Here is a 24,398-nt window from a genome sequence, read left to right as displayed (position 1 = left end):
CGCCTGTACATGGGAAGCGGGAGGGCGGCGGCCTCTGCCGAATTTTACATCACCTAACGTGAGTTGGCGCCTCCGTTGAGGAGTTGCGTGGACAATTGCCCATATATGGTGCGAAAGCGGTGAAAAATACCACAAAAGCTTGTCTTTACGTCCAATAGATGACAACCAGCGTCTTGAAACCTTAATGCTTTGGTGCCTATCTTTAAGGCGTGATCGACTCAGATCATGTGCCTGTTCTGTTACTCAAGGAAGGAAGAGCACTGACAACAGTACACGCCAAGGGAAGAACGCCTGTCGTTATCCCGAAGAGCCCGGAACGTGGCGTCGATGCCGCTGCCCGCGCCCTGCAAGCCGTCCTCGTAAGCCTCGAGGACTCCAAGGCCGAAAATATCGTCACCATCAACATTGCTGGCAAGTCCGCGCTTGGAGACCACATGGTCGTCGTCTCCGGACGCTCGAACCGGCATGTCCTGGCGATCGCCGACCATCTGATCACCGACCTCAAGGACGAAGGCCTGGGCAATGCCCGCGTCGAAGGCCTGGAAGGCGGCGACTGGGTGCTGATCGACACGGGTGACATCATCATTCACGTGTTCCGTCCCGAGATTCGCGAGTTCTACAACATCGAAAAGATGTGGGCAGCACCCGATCTCGACGAAGGCACGCTGCACTAACCTGTTCCGGGCATTATTCCCGGTCCCGGTTAGTAGTATCGAATCGCCGGACATGTTTGTCCGGCAACGATCTATATTTGTGCCGCCATGATGGCGGATATGCTTGGGAGCGGGAATGCGGATAGGTCTTTTTGCCGTGGGACGGTTGAAAACCGGCCCTGAAAAGGATCTTGCGGCCCGCTATCTCGACCGTTTCGCCAAGGCTGGTCCGGCAATCGGCCTCGAATTGGCGCGCATGACCGAAGTCGCCGAAAGCCGCGCATCCAACGGCGAGACGCGCAAGCGCGAAGAAGCGGTCCTGTTGCAGAAAGCGCATCCGGACGGCGGCGTCCTCATCCTCCTCGACGAGCGCGGCAAGGCGCTAGACAGCGAAGCCTTTGCCACTTTGCTCGGCACATTCCGCGATCAGGGCAAGCGCGATCTTACGATTGCCATCGGCGGTGCCGACGGTCTCGACCCCTCCCTTTACGACAAGGCCGACGCGACCATCTGCCTCGGCAAAATGACCTGGCCGCACCAGCTTGTGCGCATTCTCATCGCCGAACAGCTCTACCGCGCCGTCACCATTCTGTCCGGCCACCCGTACCACCGGGTTTGATGTCTTCTGCTTGGAATCGAAAAGCTCGAAAACAGTTTGGCTTTCCGATATTTTGCGTTAACGGAACGCTCACACAGGCGTGTTTTGATTCCCGCCGCAAAATTGATGATGCTTCCTAGATAATCGCGCCAAACCGGTTTAATTTCACGCGATTTGAAGGGGCTAAGCCCAAACGACTGGATGAGAAAAACCCCGCCCACGCTTTTCCGCTTGCTGCTGCCCTCCCTGGCAGTGTGCCTTGGCGTCGGCGTCTATCTGGAAAGTCCGTTTCAATTCCGGGACATGGCCCTGGCGCAGGAAGATGACGGTGCTTCGCCCGCTCTCGCGCCAACCAAAGACGATCAGCCCGTCGCCACATCGACCGCACCATCGGCGCAGCAGCCGGAACAGGCGCCAGATCCGGCCGCCGACCTTGCTCGGAAGCGCGACCAGACCCGCGCCGAGCTGCAGGAATTATCAAAGACGATCAGCCTTTCCTCCGACAAGACGAAAGCCCTGGAAGACAGCATCGCTTCGCTCGACAAGAGCACCGACAGCCTGCGCCAAGCGTTGATTGACAGCGCCGCCCGCCGAAGGGATATGGACCGCAAGATTCAGCAGAGCGAAAAGACGCTGACCGATCTCGCGGTCAAGGAAGACAAGATCCGCCAATCGCTGCATGAGCGCCGTGCGCTGCTGGCCGAAGTTCTGGGCGCGCTGGAACGCATGGGCCGCAACCCGCCGCCGGCGCTGCTGGTGACGCCCGACGATGCGCTTGCTTCCGTGCGTAGCGCCATCCTGCTCGGCGCCGTCGTTCCCGGCATGCGCAAGGAGACGGACAAGCTCATCGCCGACCTCACCGATCTCACCAAGCTGCATGCCGCCACCGCGGCAGAAAAGGCTGATCTCACGGCCACCATGACCAACAGTCTGGAGGAAGAACGGCGCATGGACATGCTGATCGCCGAAAACGACAAGCTCAGCCATGAGAACGCCGCCAAACTGGATGCCGAGCGCAAGCGTTCCGAGGAATTGGCGGGCCAGGCGACCAGTCTCGAGGGCCTCGTCGCGTCGCTGGAAAGCCAGATCGGCTCGGTGCGCGATGCCGCCGCCGCGGCCCGCGCGGAAGAGGCCCGCCGCGAGCAGATGACCGATCAGCAGCGCGAACAGGCAAAGGCCCTGGCCGAAAACGGTGTGCCCGATAAAAACCGCATTGCGCCCGCATATCCGTTTTCCGACCTTAAACGGAAATTGGAGCTGCCTGTGGCGGGTGATATTCTCCGCCAGTTCGGCGACGATGATGGTACGGGGCATACGGCGATGGGCCTGACCGTCGCAACCGGCCCCGATGTGCTCGTCACCGCTCCCGCCGATGGGACGGTCGTTTACGCCGGCGCGTTTCGCAGCTATGGCCAGATGGTTATTCTCGATACCGGCGACGGCTACCATATGGTGCTGTCGGGAATGGACGCGATCAAGACGCGTCTGGGCAAATTTGTCTTCGCTGGCGAACCGCTTGCTGTGATGGGCCAAAAAAGAGTCGCGAGCGCGACTGCATTGGCGCTGGAAACGGATCGGCCAACGCTTTACATTGAATTTCGAAAAGATGGGAAGCCGGTCGATTCTCGGCCTTGGTGGACCTCCAAAGACACTGGAAAGGCACGCAATGATACGTAGGGCTTCTCTTGTTCTCGTTGGCGCATTGATGGGTGCGACCGCGATGAGCGTCATCTACACGGCGGTAGCGCCGGCGGAAGCCGCAGGCGCTTCCACGTACAAGGAACTGTCGATTTTCGGCGACGTCTTTGAACGTGTGCGCGCGCAGTACGTAACGCCGCCCCAGGAAGACAAGCTTATTGAAGCCGCCATCAACGGCATGCTGTCCTCGCTGGACCCGCATTCGAGCTACATGAATGCCAAGGACGCCGACGATATGCGCACCCAGACCAAGGGTGAATTCGGCGGTCTCGGCATCGAAGTGACCATGGACAACGACCTGGTCAAGGTCATCACGCCGATCGACGACACGCCCGCCGCCAAAGCCGGTGTTCTCGCCGGCGACTACATCACCGCCATCGACGGCCAGTCGGTCCGCGGCCTCAAGCTGGAAGACGCCGTCGAGAAGATGCGCGGCGCCGTCAAGACGCCGATCAAGCTGACGCTGATGCGCAAGGGCGCCGACAAGCCGATCGAACTCACCATCATCCGTGACGTGATCGCCGTTGCTGCCGTCAAGTCGCGCGAAGAGGGCGGCGATGTCGGTTATCTCCGCATCATCTCCTTCACCGAAAAGACCACGCCGGACCTGGAAGCCGCGATCGCCAAGATCAAGAAGGATATCCCGGCTGACAAGTTGAAGGGCTATGTCCTCGACCTGCGCCTCAATCCGGGCGGTCTGCTCGACCAGGCGATCAACGTCGCTGACGATGTGCTGGAGCGTGGCGAAGTCGTCTCGACCCGCGGCCGCAACCCGGACGAAACCCGCCGCTTCAACGCCGGCCCGGGCGATCTGACCGACGGCAAGCCGATCATCGTGCTCATCAACGGCGGTTCGGCATCGGCATCGGAAATCGTTGCCGGCGCCCTGCAGGATCTGCGCCGCGCCACCGTTCTCGGCACCCAATCCTTCGGCAAGGGCTCCGTGCAGACCATCATCCCGCTTGGCGATGGCAACGGCGCGCTGCGTCTGACGACGGCGCTCTATTACACGCCGTCGGGCCGTTCGATCCAGGGCACCGGTATTACGCCTGACGTCAAGGTCGACGAGCCGCTGCCGGATGACCTGAAGGGCAAGCTGGTGACGGAAGGCGAATCCAGCCTGCCGGGCCACATCAAGGGCCAGAGCGAAACCGATCAGGGCTCCGGCTCGGCCGCCTACGTGCCGCCGGATCCGAAGGACGACGTCCAGCTCAACTACGCGCTCGACCTGTTGCGTGGCGCAAAGACCGACCCGTCCTTCCCGCCGAACCCGGAAAAGGCGGTTTCCTCCAAGTAAGGAAATAGCGCCGGGCTGGAAACAGACCCGGCGCGTTCATATCAAGAGCGAGGTGACTCATCTCATCTCGCTCTAACTATTTGAATAAGCAGGATCTTATTCGAAATCCATTTTGGATCTGCTTGAGTGTTTTGAATCTGGAGCGTCCTTCCGCTTTGATGGTTGCATGACAGCGGAAGGCACAGGGGCAGACAGTTTCCCTTTTGGGGTGGATACGGACTTTGGGAACGGATTTGCATGCACCGCTGGGCCAGAACCGCGGCTCTGGCCGCAAGCCGCGGCGTCCGCCCTTCGGGCGCATCCTCGCCGGCTTCTGCCTGATCGCGATCGCCAGTTTTTCGCTCTATTCGGCACTGCTGCGCGACAACCTGCAGAAAACTCCCCCCGTCGAGACCACAGCGAAGGTATCGCCGCCTCAAGCCGACGATAAGCAGGCTACAGCCGATCAAACCCCGGGCCTGAAGCAGGTCGATCCGCAATCCGGCGCCGATACGCATCGGGTCATCACCAGCGATGGTTCCGTTGTGACCATGTTCAGCCCGAACACCCGCGATGGCGATGGCCCCGTACTGATCAATGCCAATCAGGTCGGCCAGGATCCGCGCATGGCGGCAACGCCGAACGACAGCCTGCTGGAGGATTCGCCTTTCGGCAAGCTGCCGATTACCGCGCCCGGTGGCTTGAGACCGATGGACCAATATGCGCGGCCATGGTCCGGCGCCCGCGGCACGCGCATCGCCATCGTCGTCAGCGGCCTCGGCCTCAGCCAGACCGGCACGCAGCGCGCCATCGAGAAACTGCCGGAGGATATCACGCTCGCCTTTGCCGCCAGCGGCAACAGTCTGCAGCGCTGGATGCAGGAGGCGCGGCGGGGCGGCCATGAGATTCTGATCCAGGTACCTTTCGAGCCGTTCGATTATCCCAGCAACAATCCGGGACCGGATACGCTTCTGACCTCGCAGCCGGCGGCCAAGAATATCGAAGACCTGCACAAGGCCATGGCCGAAATCACCAATTATACCGGCGTGATGAACTATCTCGGCGGGCGATTCCTGTCGAATGCCGGCGCCATGGAACCCGTCATGCGCGATATCGGCAAGCGCGGCCTGCTGTTCCTCGACGACGGCTCCTCGGCGCAGTCCAAATCCGGTACTATCGCCAAGGCGCTGGAGATGCCGCATGCCTTTGCGGATCTGCAGCTCGACGGAGAATTGAAGCAGGATGCCATTCTGAAGAAGCTCGACGAGCTGGAGCGCATCGCGCGCCGCAATGGATCGGCAATCGGCGTTGCATCCGCTTTCGACGAGAGCGTCGACGCCATTAGCAAATGGAGCGAGGAGGCAGCCATGCGCGGCATTGAGATCGTCGCCGTCTCCGCCCTCGCCGACGACCCAAAACATCCCTGAGGCTTAGAGGATAATCATGAGCAAGAGCCACTTCCCCGTCAGAGCTGAAGACCTGCCCTATCGCGCTTGCGTCGGCATCATGGTGCTCAACCGCGATGGGCTGGTCTGGGCCGGCAAGCGCATCCCGGACGGCAATTCCGAATATGACGGCTCTCCGCATCTCTGGCAGATGCCGCAGGGTGGCATAGACGAGGGCGAAGACCCGCTGGCGGCGGCCTATCGCGAGCTCTACGAAGAGACCGGCATGAAGACCGTGACCCTGCTCGCCGAAGCCAAGGACTGGATCAATTACGATCTGCCGCCGCAGTTGATCGGCATCGGCCTCAGGGGAAAATTCCGCGGCCAGACCCAGCGCTGGTTCGCCTTCCGCTTCGACGGCGACGAGAGCGAAATCGCCATCAACCCGCCGCCTGGCGGTCATGAGCCGGAATTCGATGCCTGGGATTGGAAGCCGATGGCAGAGCTGCCCGGCCTGATCGTCGCGTTCAAACGGTCGGTCTACGAACAGGTCGTCGCCGAATTCCAACATCTGGCCGGTCTGAAGGCGGAAGATTGAGGGCGTTCCGGCCACCTTTCAGGCGGCCGGAAGCAATAGAGCGGTTCAGCTTTTCACAGCATCTAACAACCGCTCTATCACTTTGTTTTTACGCAATTCCGGACGGAAAACCGCTTCGCACTTTTCCTGGAATTGCTCCAAGCCAATTATTCAGCAGAATCAGCGGAATCGGCGTTGAGCTGGCCGTATTTGGCCTCGCCGATCTTTTCGAGCAGTTCGATCTGGGTTTCCAGGAAGTCGATATGGCCTTCCTCGTCCGCCAGCAGCTCTTCGAACAGCTTCATCGAGACATAGTCGCCGGCATCGTGACAGATATCGCGCGACTTCTTGTAGGCGGTGCGGGCATCATATTCGCCGGCGAGATCGGCCTCCAGCACTTCCTTGACGTTCTGGCCGATGCGCAGCGGCGCCAGCGTCTGCAGGTTCGGATGTCCTTCGAGGAAGATGATCCGAGCGACGAGGCGATCGGCGTGGTGCATCTCTTCGATGGATTCCGCGCGCTCCTTCTTGGCAAGCTTGGTATAGCCCCAATCTTCCAGAAGCCGGTAATGAACCCAATATTGATTAACTGCACCGAGTTCGAGAAATAGGGCCTCGTTAAGCCGCTCGATGACTTTTTTGTCGCCTTTCAATGTCCGCTCTCCTGTTGTCTTCATGAAATTTTTTCAAGCGGGACATGAAATCAAATATTTCCGCCTCCGTCGAGTGGCGGCGGGCATGATAGTCCTCGGTCGTCTGTATAATGATGTCGACGACATTCGGGAAACAGCCGCAGCAACGGCCACGCTTCGACATGGCGTGATAGACCTTGGCAGGAACGATGAGCTGCCAACAATCCTGATCGAGGAGCTCGATAATCGTCTCCCGGATTTCCTTGTCGGTGATGTAATTACAACTGCAAACCAGCATTCTTCGCTCAGCCCGTCAAACATGACATCTGCTGTCTTGTTATCTGCGAAAGAAGACGATCTTTGTCAAGAAAAATCGATTCATTTTCCAGCGGGCAAGCCGGACAAGGTCACTTCAGCGTGAGCCCTAACATCCGGCGCATCAATGGAAGTTACGGCCTCGCGGCATGACGCTTGCCGTCTGGGCGATAGTGCTGCGGCCATCTGCCGCTATCTCAGCAGTCTGCTCGCGCACCGACCGGCTTTCGGCAAGCCGCTTCTTTTGCCGATGATCCATGGTCGGACGCAGGGCCTCATCCGCCCGATCGTTGACGCCGAACCGCCTGGCTTCGCGTTGCAGGATCCCCAGCGCTGGTGTCATATCCTCGATATAATCGACCACCACATGGATGACACCGCTCTCGCTCTGCAAGCGGCCGCGTATCTTGACCAGCCGGGCGCCCATCACGATGGCCCGGTATTTCTCGAACATCTTCGGCCAGACGATCGCATTGGAGACGCCGGTCTCGTCCTCCAGCGTCATGAAGATCACGCCCTTCGCCGATCCCGGTCGCTGCCGCACCAGCACCAGCCCGGCAATCGTCACCATCCTACCATTAGGAACATTGGGCAAATCCCGGTTCTGCACGATGCCCAGTCGGGCGAAATCCGCACGCAGGAAGGACACCGGATGCGCCTTCAGCGACAGCGAAAGATAGCGATAATCCTCGATCACCTGCTCGCCGGGGAGCATTTCCGGCAGGGAAACTGCGGGCTCGACTTGCAGGTCGGTCCGATCGGCAAGATCGAAGAGGGGAAGCTTTTCCGCGGCGCTGCCGACATCGAGCGCCCTGACAGCCCATAGCGCCTCGCGACGGCTGAGGCCGATCGAGCGAAAGGCATCGGCATCGGCCAGGCGCTCGATAGCGGACTTGGCAAGCCCGGAGCGCAGCCAAAGATCGCGCACGGACCGATAGCCATCGCCGCGGCGCTCGACGAGCTGTTCCATCTCATCCTCGGACAAACCTTTGACCTGCCGGAAGCCGAGGCGGACGGCACATTGCGCCTTGATGATCTCGCGCATCGACGCATGACGCGGCTCGACGGCATCCTGATCGAAACGCGCCTTCTCCAGCAGGCAATCCCAACTGGAATGATTGACATCCACCGGCCGCATCTCGACACCATGCTCACGCGCATCGCGCACGAGCTGCGCCGGCGCATAGAAGCCCATAGGCTGGGCATTCAGGATCGCCGCACAGAAGACATCGGGATAATAGGCCTTGAGCCAGGAAGAGGCGTAGACGAGAAGCGCAAAGGACGCCGCATGGCTTTCGGGAAAGCCATATTCGCCGAAGCCTTCAATCTGGCTGAAACAGCGCTCCGCAAAGTCCCGAGGGTAACCGTTCGCGACCATGCCCGAAACCAGGTCCTGCTTGAATTCGTCAACCTTCCCCGTTCGTTTGAATGTCGCCATGGAACGGCGTAGCCGATCGGCCTTGGCGGGCGAGAATCCGGCCGCTGTAATGGCAATCTGCATCGCCTGCTCCTGAAACAGGGGAACTCCCAATGTTCTTTCCAAGACCGCTTTCAATTCCGGACGATGGTATTCGATCGGCCTATTATGAAGAATGTCATCCCGCCGCTTGAGATAAGGGTGAACCATGTTGCCCTGGATGGGACCGGGCCGGACGATCGCCACCTCGATGACCAGATCATAGAATTTGCGAGGACGGAGACGCGGCAGCATGCTCATCTGTGCCCGGCTTTCGATCTGGAAGACGCCGATCGTATCGGCGCGGCAGATCATGTCGTAGACCGGTATGCGATCGGGATATTCGCCGCTACCAAGATCGGCGAGCTGCTTCTTCACATCGTAATGCAGCAGCAACAGATCGAAAGCCTTGGCGAGACAGGTCAGCATACCGAGCGCAAGCACGTCGATCTTCAGTATGTTGAGATTGTCGAGATCGTCCTTGTTCCACTCGATCATATAGCGATCGTCCATCGCCGTGTGCATGATCGGCACCACCTCGTCCAATCGATCCCGGGTGATGACGAAACCGCCGACATGCTGGGTCAGATGCCGCGGAAACCCCATCAGAGTCGTGGCGTAGGAAAGGACGTTGCGTGTCGTCTTGTCCTTGAGATCAAGACCGGCAATCTTCGCCTCGCGTTCGGACAACTCCTCCGTCGACCAGCCCCAGACACCGCTTGCAAGGGCAGACTGCACATCCTCGGACAAGCCGAAAGCCTTGGCGACTTCGCGACCGGCCGAGCGCGCCCGATAGCTGGTGACCGCCGCCGTCAGCCCGGCATGCTCCTTTTTGTAATGCTTGTAGATGAATTGGATGACCTCTTCACGCTTCTCATGCTCGAAATCGACATCGATATCAGGCGGCTCCTCGCGTTCCGTCGATATGAAACGCTCGAAGAGCAAGCTTGTTATTTCCGGATTGACCTCGGTAATCCTGAGGCAATAACAGACCGTCGAATTGGCCGCCGATCCCCGTCCCTGGCACAGGATATTCGCGCTACGGGCAAACTCCATGATGCGGTGCACCGTCAGGAAATAAGGCTCATATTGCCGCTCACGAATGAGCTTGAGTTCATGCTCGATCTGCATCGAGACCTTTTCGGGAATCTTTTCAGGAAAGCGCCTTCTGGCCCCCTCCCACGTCAGTCGCTTCAGCGTCTCCGCAACGGTCTCGCCATCAATGCTTTCGTCGGGATAATTGTGCTTCAACTCGTCCAGCGAAAAAGACAGCCGGCTAAAAAACTTCTGCGTATTGGTGATCGCCTTCGGATAATCCCGGAACAAGCGTGCCATCTCGACCGCATTCTTCATGTAGCGTTCGGCATTGGCCGCCAGTTTGAAGCCGGCCTCGGCGATCGGCACATGCTCGCGGATCGAAACGACGATATCGGCAAGCGGCTTGCGTTCGGTCGCGTGATAAAGCGGCTGGTTGCTGGCGATTAGCCGCACGCCGTTGCGCAATGCGATGATGGAGAGCGTAGCAAAGACCAGCCGATCCCTACCATCATAGGCCGGCGACAGGACCAGATGGAGCTTGCGGCCGAAGCGGGCCCATAGTCGCGCTAGGCACTGTTCCAGCTTGGCCTGCCCCTCCGACGTCTCGACGCTATCAGCATCAGGAACAAGGGCCAGCATCATCTCGTCGCCCCATTCCATGAGGTCGCTTTCATTGAGGATACAGACGCCTTTCTCGCCGCTCAGATTGCCGGCGCTCAACAGCCGGCAGAGATGCGCCCAGCCCTTGCGGTTCTGCGGATAGGCAAGGATGTCGGGCGTACCGTCCGAAAACACCAGGCGAGCGCCGGGTTGGAAGGGAACCGGCTTCAGGAGGGGCTTTTCCGGCTCCCCCTTGGCTCGAAGCTCCCTGTTGTTCCTAGCGGCCTCTTCATATTTTTCTCGGAGAACTTTGGTATGCGCATGCGCCTTGACGACGCCTGCAACCGAATTGCGGTCGGCAATTCCAAACCCCGAAAGTTTCAGGATAGCGGCTTGCGCCACTATTTCTTCCGGATGCGAGGCGCCTTCGAGAAAGGAGAAATTCGTTCTCACCCCGATCTCGAAGAAGGGTACGGGGTCGTGAAAGCTCGGGCGCGCATTCATGCGAAGACCCCGTGCATGTACCAGTCCGGCGCCGTTCCGCCTCGGCCGTAGAGACCCTTGCGAAACAGCCAGAAACGATGGCCCTCTTCATCCTCGATCTGGAAATAATCGCGGGCAGGCTCCTCCTTTTCCTCGACCCACCATTCCGCCGAAAGCCGCTCCGGCCCTTCGGCTCGGCTGACCCGATGCATGATCCGTCGCCAGCGAAACTGCCGGGGAGGACCGTCGGGCACTTCGGCGGCAACGGTTTCGACCAGCTCCGGCATGCGAAACAGCCGCAGCGGCCGCTCACCGCGGAAGAAGCCAGACCCGGCATCTTCCTTACCTATCCGCCGCCGGGAAGCGAGAAGCCCCATGGCCGGCATCGGTCGCACGGCCCGCTCGGGAATATGGCTTTCCTGCAATTCGAAACCCTGCAGGCAATCCGGCCCCAGCCGCGCAGCCACCCGGTCGACAAAAGCGGCGAGCGACGCGTCCTGGCGGCCTTCTCCGACAAAATCGCCCTGCATCGCGTCGAAAGGCGCATGCTGCAGCACATTGAGACGGACGATTTCAAAGCCGTATCCCACATCGAGATCGTCATGAATGGCGGTGAAGCGCTCCGTGAACAGGTTGGCGATCCGGCTCGGCTCCCGCAGCGGCTGCGATGCGCCGGCGGCAATGCGGAACACAGCGCCATCGACCCGGAACAACAAAAGTTCGAAGGAGCGGCCGCCGACACCGCGGGCCTCCAGCCCCGGCTTCAAGGTTTCGGCAAGCTGACGGGCAAGCTGCAGAATATCGTCTTCCGCCTGCACCGGCTCGGCAAGCCGCCGCTCGGCTGACAATTGCGCAACCGGCCGACGAGGCGAGATAGGCTCCTCGTTGAGGCCGATGGCCTGATCGAGCCGCAAAAGGAGTTGCGCACCGAAACGGCGGGTCAGCGGCGCCCGCGGCGCTGCCAGGAGATCGCCCACCTGCCTCAATCCCAGCTTCTGCAATGCGGCGACGGTTTCCTCGCCAAGCCTGAGCGAGGCGACCGGCAGCGGCGCCAGCGCCTCTTCCATGGCCTCCGGAGGAACAACGCGGCTGTCGTCGAAGCGGGCAACCGCCCAGGAAAGGCCCGGTGCGGAGGAAATGGCGCCGCGCACATAGAGACCAAGCCGGGAAATTCGGATCAGAATATCCTCGAGCAGCGCCTCTTCGCCGCCGAAGAGATGGGCGCAGCCGGTGATATCGAGGAAAAGCCCATCCTTGCCGTCGATCGCCACCAGCGGCGTATAGCGATCGCACCAATCGGCGATCGCCTCCAGCAGTTTGCGGTCCGCGCCCGGGTCCTCTTCGACGACGTCAAGGGTGGGACAGATTGCCTTCGCCTCGGCAACGCCCTGTGCGAGCTTCAGGCCGATCGTCTCGGCCCTTTCATTGAGCGCGGTGAGCCGCATGGCATTGTTCAGCTTGCCGGCACAGGCGAGCGGCGGCGCCTCAAGCCGACCGGTCGAACGCCAGGACAGACCCCATCGCTTGCGCGCGATCCGGTCGGTCGGCAGGTGCGGAAAGGTCAGCGCCAGAATGCGCTGCGTGTTCACCGGGAAAGGCAGGGTGCTGAGCGTCGAGGACAGGGGCAAACTGGCGGTCATGGGCATTCCACTCCAGGGTTATGGAAAAGGGCGCCGGGTTACGGCTTTTTTCCAGGGTGAGACGAAAGGCCGGATGACCGATGCTGCCGCCAAGCAGCGATCCGTCCGGCAAGGGCCGCGCCAGGGCCGGCGCGGGTTCGACGGCGAGACGGAAGAGAGCGCTGCTCGCCTCCTCCTCGCCCGCTTGACGCAACAGAAACAAGGGCCGCCCCGCCGCCTTGGCCCGCAGCGCCAGCCGCCGGCTCTCGGTCAGCCCGAAGCGGGCCGGATTGCCGCGCACCTCCAGAATGACGACCGCAAAGGCCGCACTGGCAAGCGCCGTCTCCGCCAGCCATAGCGCCTCTTCCAGCTTGCGCGGCGACGCCTGTAGAAAGCCGGCCGGCTCCAATCCGAAATCCTGAAGCCCGAGCGCATAGGGCAGGCCCGCCTCCATCCCCGCGACAGTATCGCCGATCCACAAAACCGGCGATACGGCCGTGGTTTTGCCGACGGCTTGCCCCCGAGGCCGCCCTGCAAACACTCTGAGCCGGGCAGCAAGAGCAAGGGTGAAACCGCTCGCCGCTCCGGCATCACGCAAGGCGAGCGAACGGATCTCCGTCAGCGCATCCAGCGGCACGCCGCCCTGCATCGCCTCGTCGAGAGCGGCAACCCCTATTGCAAGCGGCTGGACAGCATCGGCCGAACCGGCCTCCGGCTCTGCCGCCCGTGTCTCATGCGCCATGGCTGCCAGCGCCGGTATCGGCCTGCCTTCCAGTCGGGCAATGGTTTCACGCAGGGCAAAAAGCGTCTCCCGCGCCACGGCGGCCTCAGCCATGACGGTAGCTCCAGATCAATTATGTTCCTGTTATGTTCTTATGGATTCCAGAGGTCGGAAGAAGAGTCAACACCATTTTATGAGAAAATATTCCTCTGCCTGAATCCACTCTCGAAAAACCGAAACAAAGGCTCTATATGACCAGCTAAGGAAGGAAGCATTCATGGCCCGCATTGACCAGAGCGAGGATTGGCGGGACCGCCATGCCCCCTCGATCAGCACATTCGAATCCCTGGCCACGGAGGCTTACAGCCACCTGCCGGACGAATTCCGTTCGCTCACCGGCAATCTCATCATCCTCATCGAAGATTTCCCCGACGACGACGTGTTCGAGGACATGGCGCTGGAAACGCCGTTCGACCTGCTCGGTCTGTTCGAAGGGCGCGGCATATCGGAGCGTTTCACAGCCCAAACCGGGGAAATGCCGAACAAGATCCGCCTCTATCGCCGGCCGATCATCGATTATTGGGCGGAAAACGACGAAACCCTCGGGGACATCATCACCCATGTCCTGATCCACGAAATCGGCCACCATTTCGGCCTGAGCGACGAGGACATGGAACGCATCGAGGCGAGCGCCGAAGAGGCGACGGACCGCTGAATAAGCGATCCTGTTACTCTTACTGCTCCGAAAGCTTCATTTCCGGATCGTAATCCTTGCCCGCGACGTCCTTGACGACTGCCTGGCCGCACAGCATTAGGCCGGTCGCCGCATTGAAGGCGTAGGTCGGCGAGCCCGAGAGTTCCCAGCCTTTGTTCAGCGCCGCGGTCACCTTATGGCAGAAGGAAGCGTCGTCGGGGCCGGTAAGGAAGCGATAAAGTTTCATCAAATCGTCTTTCATAACCTAGCAGTTCAGCGCTTCACGGAATCTCTGAACTGCTCTATCTCTTTGTTTTCACACAATTCCGGACGGAAAGCGGTTCACGCACTTTTCCTGGAATTGCTCTATCAGCCTTCATCCCGAGGTGCGGCCGTAGACAACCGCAAAGGACGCTCTGAAATCAGGCGAGCTTTATGGACCAGTCTCTCCGCCTGGACAAGATGCAGCCGCTCGACCATGCGCCCGCCGAGGTTCACGACATTGAGACCGGCCGCCGCCGGATCGGCGAAAGCGGCGATAATGGCTTGCGCCTCGGCAAGAGCGGCCTCGTGCGGCCCGAAATGCCGGTTGGCGGCTTCGATCTGGTTTGGATGGATCAGCATCTTGCCGGCAAAGCCCATGGCTCGGCCCTCCGCACATTCGACGTCGAAGGCTTCCATATCCTTGAAATCGTTGAAAACACTGTCGATGGCGTCGAGCCCATAGGCGCTGACGGCCAAGATCACCTGCATGAGCCACGGCATGAGATAGGTGCGGCCCGGCTGCGGCAACACACCGGTTTCCTTGCGCAGATCATTGAGGCCGACGGTCAAACAATCGAGCCGGCTTCCCGGTGTGCGGCCGGCCTCGGCGATGGCCGCGGCATTCAAGACGCCGCGCGGCGTCTCGATCATCCCCCAGATGCGCAGGCTCTCCGGCGCATCCGCCTCGGCAAGCCTGTCGCTGACAACAGTCACATCCTGCGGCTCGTCGACCTTTGGCAGAAGAACCGCATCGGGCTCAAGCGCCAGCACCAGCTCCAGGTCTTCGGCACCGAAGCCGGATGACAGCGTATTGATGCGGATGATGCGCTCCTTGCCAGCCTCTCCTTTGCCGGCAAGCAGCGAGCCGGTGAAAAAAGCCCGCAAATTCTCCCGCGCTTCCGCCTTTTTCTCCGGCGCCACGGAATCCTCGAGATCGAAGATGACTGCGTCGCAATCGAGATCGGCTATCTTCTCAAGCGCACGGCGGTTGATCGCAGGGACACTCAGCACCGAGCGGCGCAGACGGACGGAACGGGGAGGGGCGAGACGGCTCATGATGCAGTTTTGCCGCGCTTTCCGCCGTCAAGCAAGACAACAACGGGCAAGACAACAAAAAGCCATGCTCCTCTTGCAGAGAGAAGAAGAGAGGACCACATTGCCATGAGTAGAGAGGTCTCGACCATGCAGAATATCCGTTCCCTGTTCATCGCGCTTGCCGGCATCACCGTGTTTGCAGCCCTGGCGCTGTTTACCGTTTCAATCACGCTCGCTGTCGGCGGCATCCTCACCGTGCTTATGGTGGGCCGCGCGATTTCGTTGCGGATGAAACCTGCTCCGGTGCGTGCCAAGGCGAATGCTCAGCGCGAAATGCGCGTTTGGAACGACGGCCGCGGCACGATCATCGACCTCTAAGCCAAGATCAGGGCAGGGCGGCGCCTCGCCGCTCTCCAATGCGCTTAATCCACGCGCAATTCCTGAACTGCGGCCAAGGCGCCCGGTTTAGAGCATTTCCAAGATTCCCCTTCATTTTTGCCGGGATTTGCTCTATTGGCAGGATAATTCGTGCATAGACGAAAATTGAAGGCAGGACCCCCATGGACAAGTTCGTGAAGTTGACTGGTGTCGCAGCACCCCTCCCGGTCGTGAATGTCGATACCGACATGATCATCCCGAAGGACTATCTGAAGACCATCAAGCGCACCGGTCTTGGCACGGGATTGTTCGCCGAAGCCCGCTACAATGAGGATGGTTCGCCGAACCCGGATTTCGTGCTGAACAAGCCGGCCTATCAGAATGCCAAGATTCTCGTCGCCGGCGACAATTTCGGCTGCGGTTCCTCGCGCGAACATGCCCCGTGGGCACTGCTCGACTTCGGCATCCGTTGCGTCATTTCGACCAGCTTCGCCGACATCTTCTACAACAACTGCTTCAAGAACGGCATTCTGCCGATCAAGGTCAGCCAGGAAAATCTCGACAAGCTGATGGACGACGCCTCGCGCGGCTCCAACGCCATCCTGACGATCGATCTGGAAAACCTTGAGATCACCGGCCCGGACGGCGGTTCGATCAAGTTCGATCTCGACGAATTCAAGCGTCATTGCCTGCTGAACGGCCTCGACGATATCGGCCTGACGCTGGAAAAAGCCAAAGCGATCGACAGCTTCGAAAAGACGAATGCCGCATCCCATCCCTGGGCTGCCTGATCGATTTCATCATCACATTTGCGTGTCGAAGCCGGGCTGAAAAGCCCGGCTTTTTGTTTTCATGCCGTGGCAAGCTGATGACTTTGCCGGCTGTAATATGCCCGACAAAAAGGGGGATCATATAGCCTTTGCGGAGCCCCTCTGGCCGCTCCCGCTCCCTCCATCTCCTCCTCCCGATCGGAGCATTTCATGTCTTCCCTTCCCATTCTTGGCGCCGCCATGACGCTTGACGACGTCGAAACCCATCGCAACTGGCTGCTCGAAAAGCGGCGCGACTTGGAACTGCAGAGCTTCGTCGAAGCCGAAATCTTGAATGGCGACTGGGCGCCGCTTGCCGAGCGCGCGAGGAAGCTGCTTGACGGCCATCAGGGCCGCCTCGGCATCCACGGCCCGTTCTGGGGCTTCATCATCGCCTCGCAGGACCCGGAGATCCGCGCCGTCGTCACGAAGCGCCTGCTGCAGGCACTCGACGTCTGCGCCAATATCGGCGCCACCCAGATGGTCATCCATAGCCCCTATACGTCATGGTCCTACAACAACCTCGACAACAACAAGGGTGAACGCGAGAAGATCATTGAATACACGCATCTGACGTTGAAGGATGCCGTGAAGCGCGCCGAAGACATTGGCCTGACCATGGTCATCGAGAACATCGAGGATAAGGATCCCCATATCCGCGTCGGTCTTGCCGACAGCTTCAACTCGCCCGCCGTCGCCGTTTCGATCGACACCGGCCATGCCCATTACGCGCACGGCTACACCGGTGCACCGCCGGTCGACTACTACGTCCACGCCGCCGGCAACCGCCTCCAGCACGTCCACCTGCAGGATGCCGACGGCTATGCCGACCGCCACTGGAGCCTCGGCGAAGGCAATATCCACTGGCGCGCCGTCTTCGCCGCCCTTGCCAAGCTCAACAGCAATCCGCGCCTGATCATCGAGATCAAGGACAAGTCCAAGATCCCGGCATCGGCAGCCTATCTCGCTTCGCTTGGATTGGCTGAGTAAAGATAAAGCAACGCAAGCCATCCGCCCTCGTGGTTCGAGACGGCCCTTTGGGCCTCCTCACCATGAGGGCTCGTCCTCTCGCCTGGCTTATAGTTCGCTCCGCCCTCATGGTGAGGTGTGAAGCCCAAAGGGCGCAGCCTCGAACCACGAGGGTCGGCCGCAAAAGCCCCAAACCGTACCGTTTCCGCCCCTTCCTCGCTTGAAAAGCCTTCTTGGCGGGTCTAAGAACCCGCAACTTATTTCTTTTGCGGAGGCTTTTCCCATGACAGTGCGCAATCTCTTCCTCCTGCCGGGTGACGGCATTGGTCCCGAAGCCATGGGCGAAGTCCGCAAGATCATCGCCTATATGAACGAGGCGAAGAATGCCGGTTTCGTTACGGATGAAGGCCTTGTCGGCGGCAGCGCCTATGATGCGCATGGTGTCGCCATCTCCGAAGAGGACATGCAGAAGGCGCTTGCGGCCGACGCCGTGCTCTTCGGCGCCGTTGGCGGCCCGAAGTGGGACGACGTTCCCTACGAAGTGCGCCCGGAAGCCGGCCTGCTGCGCCTGCGCAAGGACCTCGAGCTTTTCGCAAACCTGCGCCCGGCCATCTGCTATCCGGCGCTGGCATCGGCTTCCTCGTTGAAGCCGGAACTGGTCGACGGCCTCGATATCCTTATCATCCGTGAGCTCACCGGCGGCGTCTATTTCGGCGAGCCGAAGGAAATCATCGACCTCGGCAACGGCCAGAAGCGCGGCATCGACACCCAGGTCTACGACACCTACGAGATCGAGCGCATTGCCGGCGTCGCCTTCGAACTGGCACGCACCCGCAACAACCGCGTCTGCTCGATGGAAAAGCGCAACGTCATGAAGTCGGGCGTGCTCTGGAACCAGGTCGTCACCGCGACGCACAAGGAAAAATATGCCGACGTGCAGCTTGAGCATATGCTCGCCGACGCCGGCGGCATGCAGCTCGTTCGTCAGCCGAAGCAATTCGACGTCATCGTCACCGACAATCTCTTCGGCGACATGCTGTCCGACGTCGCTGCCATGCTGACCGGCTCGCTCGGCATGCTGCCGTCCGCTTCGCTCGGCGCACCCGATGCCAAGACCGGCAAGCGCAAGGCGCTCTACGAGCCCGTGCATGGCTCGGCCCCCGACATCGCCGGCAAGGGCATCGCCAACCCGATCGCCATGATCGCCTCCTTCGCCATGTGCCTGCGCTACTCCTTCGGCCTGGTGGCCGATGCCGATGCGCTGGAAAAGGCAATCGCCAACGTGCTCGACAGCGGCATCCGCACCGGCGACATCATGTCGGCTGGCAGCCGCCAAGTCGGCACCGCCGAAATGGGCGATGCCATCCTCGCCGAATTCAAGGCGCTGTCGGCATAATCGCGGTCTGATATTTCATGTGAAACATCAAAGGCCCTCGCTCTCGGCTTGCAGAGCGGGGGCTTTTCGTTGAACTCCGCGCGGCGGACCCTTATTTCCGTTGGATGAGCACGGAAACGACATCGCCGCCGGTGAGCACAATCCAGAAGCAATCACGGCCTTGGCAGAGGCTGGCGCGGCGTTATGACCTTCGCCGCAACCGTCATGGCCCCCTTCCTTGGCTTGGCTACACGCTGACCGCGGTCAACATCGTCATTCTTGCCTTCCTCGTCTTCGATACGCCACTTGGACAGGCTGCAAAGAACCTCTCGCCGCAACTGATCGCAGTCGCAGGCGCCATCACCGATATCGGCAGGCTGGCCTGGATCCTCGCCGCTATCGCCGTCGTGTCTGCCGTCGGCCTTTTCATCCTACGTCGTGCACCGACGCACGGCCGTTACCGGGCCGCCCTTTTCATCCGGATGATCGCCTATGTCGGCCTGTCCGTTCTCACGACCAGCATCGTCGTCAATCTTCTGAAATACGCGATCGGCCGCGCCCGGCCCCCTCTTTATGATCAATACGGCATTTTCGGTTTCGAGCCGTTTCACGGCGACTTTCTGTTTGAAAGCTTTCCCTCGGCGCATTCGGCCAATGTGGGTGCGCTCTTTGTCACTCTGGCCCTGCTTTTCCCGCGATTCCGGCTGCTGTTCATCGGCATCGGCCTTTGGCTTGGCGCTTCGCGCATCATCATCGGTGTCCACTATCCAAGCGATGTCACCGCCGGCCTGGCGCTCGGCGCCTGGATCGCTTTCGCCGTTGCGATCCTCTTTTCCCGTTTCGGCCTGGTTTTTTCCGTGGTCAAAGACGGGTGGCCGCGGCCGCGGCTGAACCACGGGCTTCGCTGAACCACCGACCGTCTTAAATCTGTAAAAAAACTGTTGCAGGAGCCTGCTACAGCAATTCCAGGAAAGTGCGTGAGCCGCTTTCCGTCCGGAATTGCGTGAAAACAAAAAGATAGAGCAGTCCAGCGATTCCGTGAGGCGCTGAACTGCTCTGGGCGTAATTGCCGACTTGGGTAGGAAGTAGCGGCGACAGGCGGTGGATATGCAGGCGATCTTGACGTCTCTGGACAGGCGGTGGCGGCGGAACAAGAGCGGCTTCGCACCGTCGCATTGGAAGATCTGTCTGTTCCTGACCGCCAATGTCGTCTTGCTCGCGGCGCTGCTGTTCGATTGGCCGGTCGGCGCCAACATCAAGAACATCGCTCCACCCATTCATTTCTTCGGCAAACTGCTCACCAATTTCGGCGAATCCGGCTGGATCATCCTGCTCAGCGCCTTTCTGTTCTTCGAAGGCTGGGCCGGCAGCCGGCTGTTGCAATCGCCACGCTGTCGTTGCCAGGCCCTGCGCATCTGTCAGATCGGCGGCTATCTGCTGACGACCATCACGCTGTCGGGTATCATCGCCAATCTCCTGAAGCGCGCCATCGGCCGTGCCCGCCCAATGCATTTTGAGGATTGGGGTCCTTTCGGTTTCTCGCCCTTCAACGGCCATGCCGGCTTCGAAAGCTTCCCGTCCGGCCATGCGACCACCATCGGCGCCTTCTTCGTGGCGCTTGCCTTCCTCTTCCCGCGCTATCGTTACATCTTCATCGCCTGCGCCCTCTGGCTGGCGACCACGCGCGTGATGATCGGCGCCCACTATCCGAGCGACGTCATCGCCGGCCTCGCCCTCGGCGGCTGGTTTTCCTTCATGGTGGCGATCGTCTATTCCCGCTACGGCCTGCTCTTCCGCATCGGCGAGACCGGCTGGCCGGTGCCGAGATTGCCGCTGTTGAAGGGGAAGTAACCTCTTTGCCGCGGCCTTGGGGCCACCCTCGTCCTTCGACAAGCTCAGGATGAAGGTGGAGCGCATACCGCGCCCGGCCACAGGGGATAAAGTCCTTCACTCCGAGGAGCGAAGCCAAAAAAGGTTAGCCCTCATGGTGAGGCGGCGCACAGCGCCCTCGAACCACGAGGGCGGATGAGGGAAAAGAAAATTCCCCTCATCAATATGCCACGCAACGCACCATCACACCTCGAATAGTTGCCAAGTATTGCCTGCATTCATATATCTGAAGCGGCGAATTTGCGGGAAATCCATTCCCCGTTCGAGTGTGGCGAAGACAATGACCGATGCAGGACAGACGCGACTGAGCGAAAGGCAACTCGGGTTGATTTCCCGGGCGCTCGCCGAGCCGCGCCGCGTGCAGATATTGAAGGAAATCGGCGGTCGCGCCGAGCCTATGCCTTGCAGCATCCTGACGCAGTGCCATGCTGTCAGCGCCGCGACGATATCGCACCACATCAAGGAACTCGAAAACGCCGGCCTCATCGAGATCGTGCGGGAAGGCAAGTTCGCAAACTTGCTGCTTCGGCGCGATGTCCTGAATGCCTACATGGCGGAACTCGCCACCATCTGACAATTCTTTTCCCTCCGCCCGCAACGGCTGCTCTTGTATCAGTTAGATGATTATCTAAATATCAAAGGGACGGGATGAAGGTCGACACACTAAGGCCCTCGTCTGCGTCAACAATTCGATAGTTATAAAATTATCTAACAACCTTCTCGACAGGAGATAACATGAGCAAGCTGGCAGGCAAGGTCGCGATCGTGACCGGAGCATCGAAGGGTATCGGCGCAGGCATCGCCAAGGCATTGGGCGAGGCAGGCGCGGCCGTCGTGGTCAATTATGCGTCGAGCCGGGAAGGCGCCGACAAGGTCGTGGCCGAGATCACCGCCAAAGGCGGCAAGGCGATCGCAGCACACGGCGATGTTTCGAAATCCGCCGACGTGAAGCGGCTTTTTTCCGAAACCAAGGAAGCCTTCGGCGGCCTCGACATCCTCGTCAACAATGCCGGCGTCTATCAATTCCAGGCGCTGGAAGAGATCACCGAAGAAGAATTCCACCGCGAATTCAATATCAACGTTCTCGGCACACTGCTGACGACGCAGGAAGCGGTGAAACATTTCGGCCCCGAAGGCGGGAACGTCATCAACATCGCCTCGACAGCCGTTACCATGAACCTGCCGACCGCTGCGGTCTATACGGCGACCAAGGCCGCCGTCACCTCGATCACCCAGATCCTTGCCAAGGAACTCGGCCCACGCAACATCCGCGTCAACACCATCTCGCCCGGCGGCGTCGAGACTGAAGGCGTCATCGCGGCAGGCATTATCGGCAGCGATTTCGAGAAGCATATGGTTTCGCAAACACCGCTTGGCCGCCTCGGCCAGCCGACCGATATCGCTCCGATCGCTGTTTTCCTCGCCTCGAAGGATTCCGGCTGGTTGACGGGCGAAACCCTCTATGCCGGCGGCGGCTTGAAGTAACCGCTTATCCCGCAGAGCCGCTTTCCTCCCAACGAGGGAAGCGGCGTCCCCCATGCCATGGCCGATCCGGCCGGCCGGCACCTCCGGCAACAATTGCCAAACCGCATCCGTCTTCATACTATCATTGCCGTTCGGGTTTTTCCGTCGATCCGCAGCCACTTTTGCTGCAAACGACATCTTGACCGCGAAAACCTTCACGACAGATCCTATCTGCAATGCGATCCCTTGCGAGCGAACGCCGTAAATTCCTGTGAAAGTCTCTGAGAGATCGCTGTTGCGACCAACGAAACGGAGCACGTCATCATGAATACCGCCAATACCAAATCGAAACTGGGCACGCGCACCAATCTCAGCGAAGAAGCGACACGCGATATTTCCGCAGCACTGAATGCGCTGCTGGCCGACGTCTTTTCCCTTTATCTCAAGACCAAGAATTTCCATTGGCATATGAGCGGGCCACATTTTCGCGATTACCACCTGTTGCTGGATGAGCAGGGCGAGCAGATCTTCGCCATGACGGACCCGATGGCCGAACGGGCCAGAAAGATCGGCGGCACCACGTTGCGTTCGATCGGCCACATCGCCAAGCTGCAGCGCATCCCCGACAATAATGCCGAATATGTCGACGCTCAGGATATGCTCGCCGAACTGGCCGACGACAATCTCAGGCTTTCCGCCGAAATCCGCGCCACGCACGATGTCTGCGATGAATATGGCGATGTCGCCACCGCCAGCCTTCTTGAAAATTGGCTGGACGAGACGGAACGCCGCATCTGGTTCCTGTTCGAATCCACGCGCAACAGCAGTCGCTGAGGCTGAGATCGATTTCCGCGTTCCCGCCTCGGTGGGAACGCAAAATCCTTGACTCCTGTGGAAAACCCCTTAGAACCGGCGACGGAAAAGGAAGACCTCCATGGTTCGCTTCGAACAGATCGATAGATTCGATCACCTGGCAGAATTTGCCGGGCAGGAGTTCCGTTTTCCGGTTTCTTCCAAAACCAAGGCCAAAACGACGACGAAAACCGTCTGACGTCTCTGGCCTGCCGCTCTCTCCCCGGCTCGGCTGGGGACAGGAACCGGTCGTCATGACCGTGGTTCCCCCCTCGCCAAAGAGGAGAGAAGAGAAAGAGAGCTTGAGAAATGGGTTTCAAAGTTGCAGTTGCGGGCGCGACCGGGAATGTCGGCCGCGAAATGCTCAATATCCTGTCCGAACGCGGTTTTCCGGCTGACGAGGTCGTAGCGCTCGCATCGGCCCGCTCGCAGGGCACCGAAGTTTCCTTCGGCGACCGGACGCTGAAGGTTTCGAACCTGGAGAATTACGATTTCTCCGATACCGATATCTGCCTGATGTCGGCCGGCGGCGATGTCTCCAAGAAGTTCTCGCCGAAGATCGGTGCCCAGGGCTGCGTCGTCATCGATAACTCCTCGGCCTGGCGCTACGACGCCGACGTGCCGTTGATCGTGCCGGAAGTGAACCCCGATGCCGTCACGCAGTTCACCAAGCGAAACATCATCGCCAATCCGAATTGCTCGACCGCGCAGCTCGTCGTGGCGCTGAAGCCGCTACATGACTTTGCCAAGATCAAGCGCGTCGTCATCTCCACCTACCAGTCCGTTTCCGGCGCTGGCAAGGACGGCATGGACGAGCTATTCAACCAAACCCGCGCCGTCTTCGTCGCCGATCCGATCGAGTCGAAGAAGTTCACCAAGCGCATCGCCTTCAACGTCATTCCGCACATCGATGTCTTCATGGAAGACGGCTACACCAAGGAAGAATGGAAGGTGCTGGCCGAAACCAAGAAGATGCTCGATCCGAAGATCAAGGTCACCTGCACCGCCGTGCGCGTGCCGGTCTTCATCGGCCATTCGGAATCGGTCAACATCGAATTCGAAAACGAAATCACTGCCGATCAGGCTCGCGATATCCTGCGCGAAGCCCCGGGCTGCCTCGTCATCGATAAGCGCGAAAACGGCGGCTACATCACGCCTTATGAGTCTGCTGGCGAAGACGCGACCTACATTTCGCGCATTCGCGAGGATGCGACGGTCGAAAACGGTCTCAACATCTGGGTCGTCTCCGACAATCTGCGCAAGGGCGCGGCACTGAACGCCATCCAGATTGCCGAACTCCTGATCAACCGCGGCCTCGTCAAGCCGCGCAAGCAGGCGGCCTAAACGGTTTATAAACCAATTTACGGTTCTTAAACCTTTGCTGGCTAAGCAGGATTTAAAGAAAAGCCTCGTCATTTCGCATCGAAAGGCGAGGCTTTTACAAAGCTGCTTAGGTGCAATGTTTCACGTGAAGCGAAATATTGATCGCGAAAACGTGATAATGACAGAATTGCCGGATACTGGCATGGTCCGGTCACAGTAAGACCGCGTGTAGGCCTGGAAAATAGAAGGCTTATGCGCCATCAAAAACCGTTACCGCGTCTCGCGCGGTAAGAA

At 59.8% G+C, this 24,398-nt stretch carries 25 protein-coding genes; 18 read left to right on the top strand and 7 right to left on the bottom strand.

What is annotated here, in order from left to right; translation table 11 throughout:
- Window positions 1-227: 227 nt before the first annotated feature.
- From rsfS to GGD50_RS27145, 6 genes are all read left to right on the top strand, one after another.
- Entirely contained in the window at window positions 228-674 is a 447-nt protein-coding gene (rsfS, locus tag GGD50_RS27170; RefSeq protein ID WP_107109958.1) for a ribosome silencing factor, read from the top strand.
- Window positions 675-789: 115 nt separating this feature from the next.
- Window positions 790-1,272: a 23S rRNA (pseudouridine(1915)-N(3))-methyltransferase RlmH gene (gene rlmH, locus GGD50_RS27165; protein ID WP_107109897.1), complete on the top strand. Its 483-nt coding sequence runs from the start codon at window positions 790-792 to the stop codon at window positions 1,270-1,272.
- Window positions 1,273-1,452: 180 nt separating this feature from the next.
- A complete protein-coding gene (locus tag GGD50_RS27160) occupies window positions 1,453-2,928 on the top strand; it encodes a murein hydrolase activator EnvC family protein (RefSeq protein ID WP_414124100.1) in 1,476 nt (491 codons plus the stop codon).
- Window positions 2,918-4,246, top strand: a complete 1,329-nt coding sequence (locus GGD50_RS27155; RefSeq protein WP_104824886.1) for a S41 family peptidase — start codon at window positions 2,918-2,920, stop codon at window positions 4,244-4,246. The genes GGD50_RS27160 and GGD50_RS27155 overlap by 11 nt, the downstream gene beginning before the upstream one ends.
- Window positions 4,247-4,467: 221 nt before the next feature.
- Entirely contained in the window at window positions 4,468-5,652 is a 1,185-nt protein-coding gene (locus tag GGD50_RS27150) for a divergent polysaccharide deacetylase family protein (RefSeq protein ID WP_107109899.1), read from the top strand.
- A 16-nt stretch (window positions 5,653-5,668) separates the two neighbouring features.
- The gene (locus GGD50_RS27145) at window positions 5,669-6,208 is read left to right on the top strand and encodes an RNA pyrophosphohydrolase (protein ID WP_107109900.1); all 540 of its coding nucleotides are present in this window, start codon (window positions 5,669-5,671) and stop codon (window positions 6,206-6,208) included.
- A gap of 146 nt (window positions 6,209-6,354) precedes the next feature.
- Here the strand turns inward: GGD50_RS27145 and bfr are convergent, their stop codons facing one another.
- Window positions 6,355-6,840 carry a bacterioferritin gene (bfr, locus tag GGD50_RS27140; RefSeq protein ID WP_146144011.1) on the bottom strand — a complete coding sequence of 162 codons (486 nt, stop codon included), beginning with the start codon at window positions 6,838-6,840 and terminating at the stop codon, window positions 6,355-6,357.
- Window positions 6,806-7,063, bottom strand: coding sequence for a (2Fe-2S)-binding protein (locus GGD50_RS27135; protein ID WP_343070018.1), 258 nt, complete (start codon window positions 7,061-7,063; stop codon window positions 6,806-6,808). The genes bfr and GGD50_RS27135 overlap by 35 nt, the downstream gene beginning before the upstream one ends.
- Between GGD50_RS27135 and GGD50_RS33385 the strand changes: the two genes are divergently transcribed.
- The gene (locus tag GGD50_RS33385; protein WP_343070017.1) at window positions 6,944-7,240 is read left to right on the top strand and encodes a hypothetical protein; all 297 of its coding nucleotides are present in this window, start codon (window positions 6,944-6,946) and stop codon (window positions 7,238-7,240) included. The genes GGD50_RS27135 and GGD50_RS33385 overlap by 120 nt on opposite strands.
- A gap of 18 nt (window positions 7,241-7,258) precedes the next feature.
- Here GGD50_RS33385 and GGD50_RS27130 read toward each other — a convergent pair whose 3' ends face one another.
- From GGD50_RS27130 to GGD50_RS32900, 3 genes are read right to left on the bottom strand one after another with little or no spacing between them, the layout of a single operon-like run.
- Window positions 7,259-10,732: an error-prone DNA polymerase gene (locus GGD50_RS27130; RefSeq protein WP_107109903.1), complete on the bottom strand. Its 3,474-nt coding sequence runs from the start codon at window positions 10,730-10,732 to the stop codon at window positions 7,259-7,261.
- On the bottom strand, window positions 10,729-12,156 hold the full coding sequence (locus GGD50_RS27125) for a Y-family DNA polymerase (RefSeq protein ID WP_245407542.1): 1,428 nt from the start codon (window positions 12,154-12,156) through the stop codon (window positions 10,729-10,731). The genes GGD50_RS27130 and GGD50_RS27125 overlap by 4 nt, the downstream gene beginning before the upstream one ends.
- A gap of 40 nt (window positions 12,157-12,196) precedes the next feature.
- Entirely contained in the window at window positions 12,197-13,165 is a 969-nt protein-coding gene (locus tag GGD50_RS32900; protein WP_245407530.1) for an ImuA family protein, read from the bottom strand.
- Window positions 13,166-13,328: 163 nt separating this feature from the next.
- On the opposite strand from GGD50_RS32900, the gene GGD50_RS27120 reads away from it, so the two are divergent.
- Entirely contained in the window at window positions 13,329-13,766 is a 438-nt protein-coding gene (locus GGD50_RS27120) for a metallopeptidase family protein (protein ID WP_107109905.1), read from the top strand.
- 19 nt (window positions 13,767-13,785) lie between these two features.
- Here the strand turns inward: GGD50_RS27120 and GGD50_RS27115 are convergent, their stop codons facing one another.
- Together GGD50_RS27115 and GGD50_RS27110 are read right to left on the bottom strand one after the other, a co-directional pair.
- Window positions 13,786-13,992 (bottom strand): DUF1737 domain-containing protein, encoded by a 207-nt coding sequence (locus GGD50_RS27115; RefSeq protein ID WP_107109959.1) that lies wholly within the window; start codon window positions 13,990-13,992, stop codon window positions 13,786-13,788.
- A 122-nt stretch (window positions 13,993-14,114) separates the two neighbouring features.
- Window positions 14,115-15,065 carry an HpcH/HpaI aldolase/citrate lyase family protein gene (locus GGD50_RS27110; protein ID WP_107109906.1) on the bottom strand — a complete coding sequence of 317 codons (951 nt, stop codon included), beginning with the start codon at window positions 15,063-15,065 and terminating at the stop codon, window positions 14,115-14,117.
- Window positions 15,066-15,191: 126 nt separating this feature from the next.
- Between GGD50_RS27110 and GGD50_RS27105 the strand changes: the two genes are divergently transcribed.
- The 10 genes from GGD50_RS27105 (at window position 15,192) to GGD50_RS27060 (ending at window position 24,125) form a co-directional block, all read left to right on the top strand.
- A complete protein-coding gene (locus GGD50_RS27105) occupies window positions 15,192-15,422 on the top strand; it encodes a hypothetical protein (RefSeq protein ID WP_107109907.1) in 231 nt (76 codons plus the stop codon).
- 182 nt (window positions 15,423-15,604) lie between these two features.
- Window positions 15,605-16,213 carry a 3-isopropylmalate dehydratase small subunit gene (gene leuD, locus GGD50_RS27100; protein ID WP_107109908.1) on the top strand — a complete coding sequence of 203 codons (609 nt, stop codon included), beginning with the start codon at window positions 15,605-15,607 and terminating at the stop codon, window positions 16,211-16,213.
- Window positions 16,214-16,402: 189 nt separating this feature from the next.
- Window positions 16,403-17,221, top strand: a complete 819-nt coding sequence (locus GGD50_RS27095; RefSeq protein ID WP_107109909.1) for a sugar phosphate isomerase/epimerase family protein — start codon at window positions 16,403-16,405, stop codon at window positions 17,219-17,221.
- Between the two features lie 262 nt (window positions 17,222-17,483).
- Window positions 17,484-18,596, top strand: a complete 1,113-nt coding sequence (gene leuB, locus GGD50_RS27090; protein WP_107109910.1) for a 3-isopropylmalate dehydrogenase — start codon at window positions 17,484-17,486, stop codon at window positions 18,594-18,596.
- Between the two features lie 131 nt (window positions 18,597-18,727).
- Window positions 18,728-19,483, top strand: coding sequence for a phosphatase PAP2 family protein (locus tag GGD50_RS27085; protein ID WP_245407531.1), 756 nt, complete (start codon window positions 18,728-18,730; stop codon window positions 19,481-19,483).
- 199 nt (window positions 19,484-19,682) lie between these two features.
- Window positions 19,683-20,426, top strand: coding sequence for a lipid A 1-phosphatase LpxE (gene lpxE, locus GGD50_RS27080; RefSeq protein WP_107109912.1), 744 nt, complete (start codon window positions 19,683-19,685; stop codon window positions 20,424-20,426).
- A 319-nt stretch (window positions 20,427-20,745) separates the two neighbouring features.
- Window positions 20,746-21,039, top strand: coding sequence for an ArsR/SmtB family transcription factor (locus GGD50_RS27075; RefSeq protein ID WP_107109913.1), 294 nt, complete (start codon window positions 20,746-20,748; stop codon window positions 21,037-21,039).
- Between the two features lie 161 nt (window positions 21,040-21,200).
- Window positions 21,201-21,950 carry a glucose 1-dehydrogenase gene (locus GGD50_RS27070; protein WP_107109914.1) on the top strand — a complete coding sequence of 250 codons (750 nt, stop codon included), beginning with the start codon at window positions 21,201-21,203 and terminating at the stop codon, window positions 21,948-21,950.
- A gap of 303 nt (window positions 21,951-22,253) precedes the next feature.
- Entirely contained in the window at window positions 22,254-22,763 is a 510-nt protein-coding gene (locus tag GGD50_RS27065; RefSeq protein WP_107109915.1) for a Dps family protein, read from the top strand.
- 327 nt (window positions 22,764-23,090) lie between these two features.
- Window positions 23,091-24,125 (top strand): aspartate-semialdehyde dehydrogenase, encoded by a 1,035-nt coding sequence (locus tag GGD50_RS27060; RefSeq protein WP_104824905.1) that lies wholly within the window; start codon window positions 23,091-23,093, stop codon window positions 24,123-24,125.
- Window positions 24,126-24,398: the final 273 nt, after the last annotated feature.

It is taken from the genome of Martinezella paranaensis (genome assembly GCF_014200235.1).
Classification (GTDB): Bacteria; Pseudomonadota; Alphaproteobacteria; order Rhizobiales; family Rhizobiaceae; genus Rhizobium; species Rhizobium paranaense.
The sequence above is the reverse complement of the archived record's forward strand: the minus strand, read 5'-3'. Positions and strand labels throughout refer to the sequence as shown.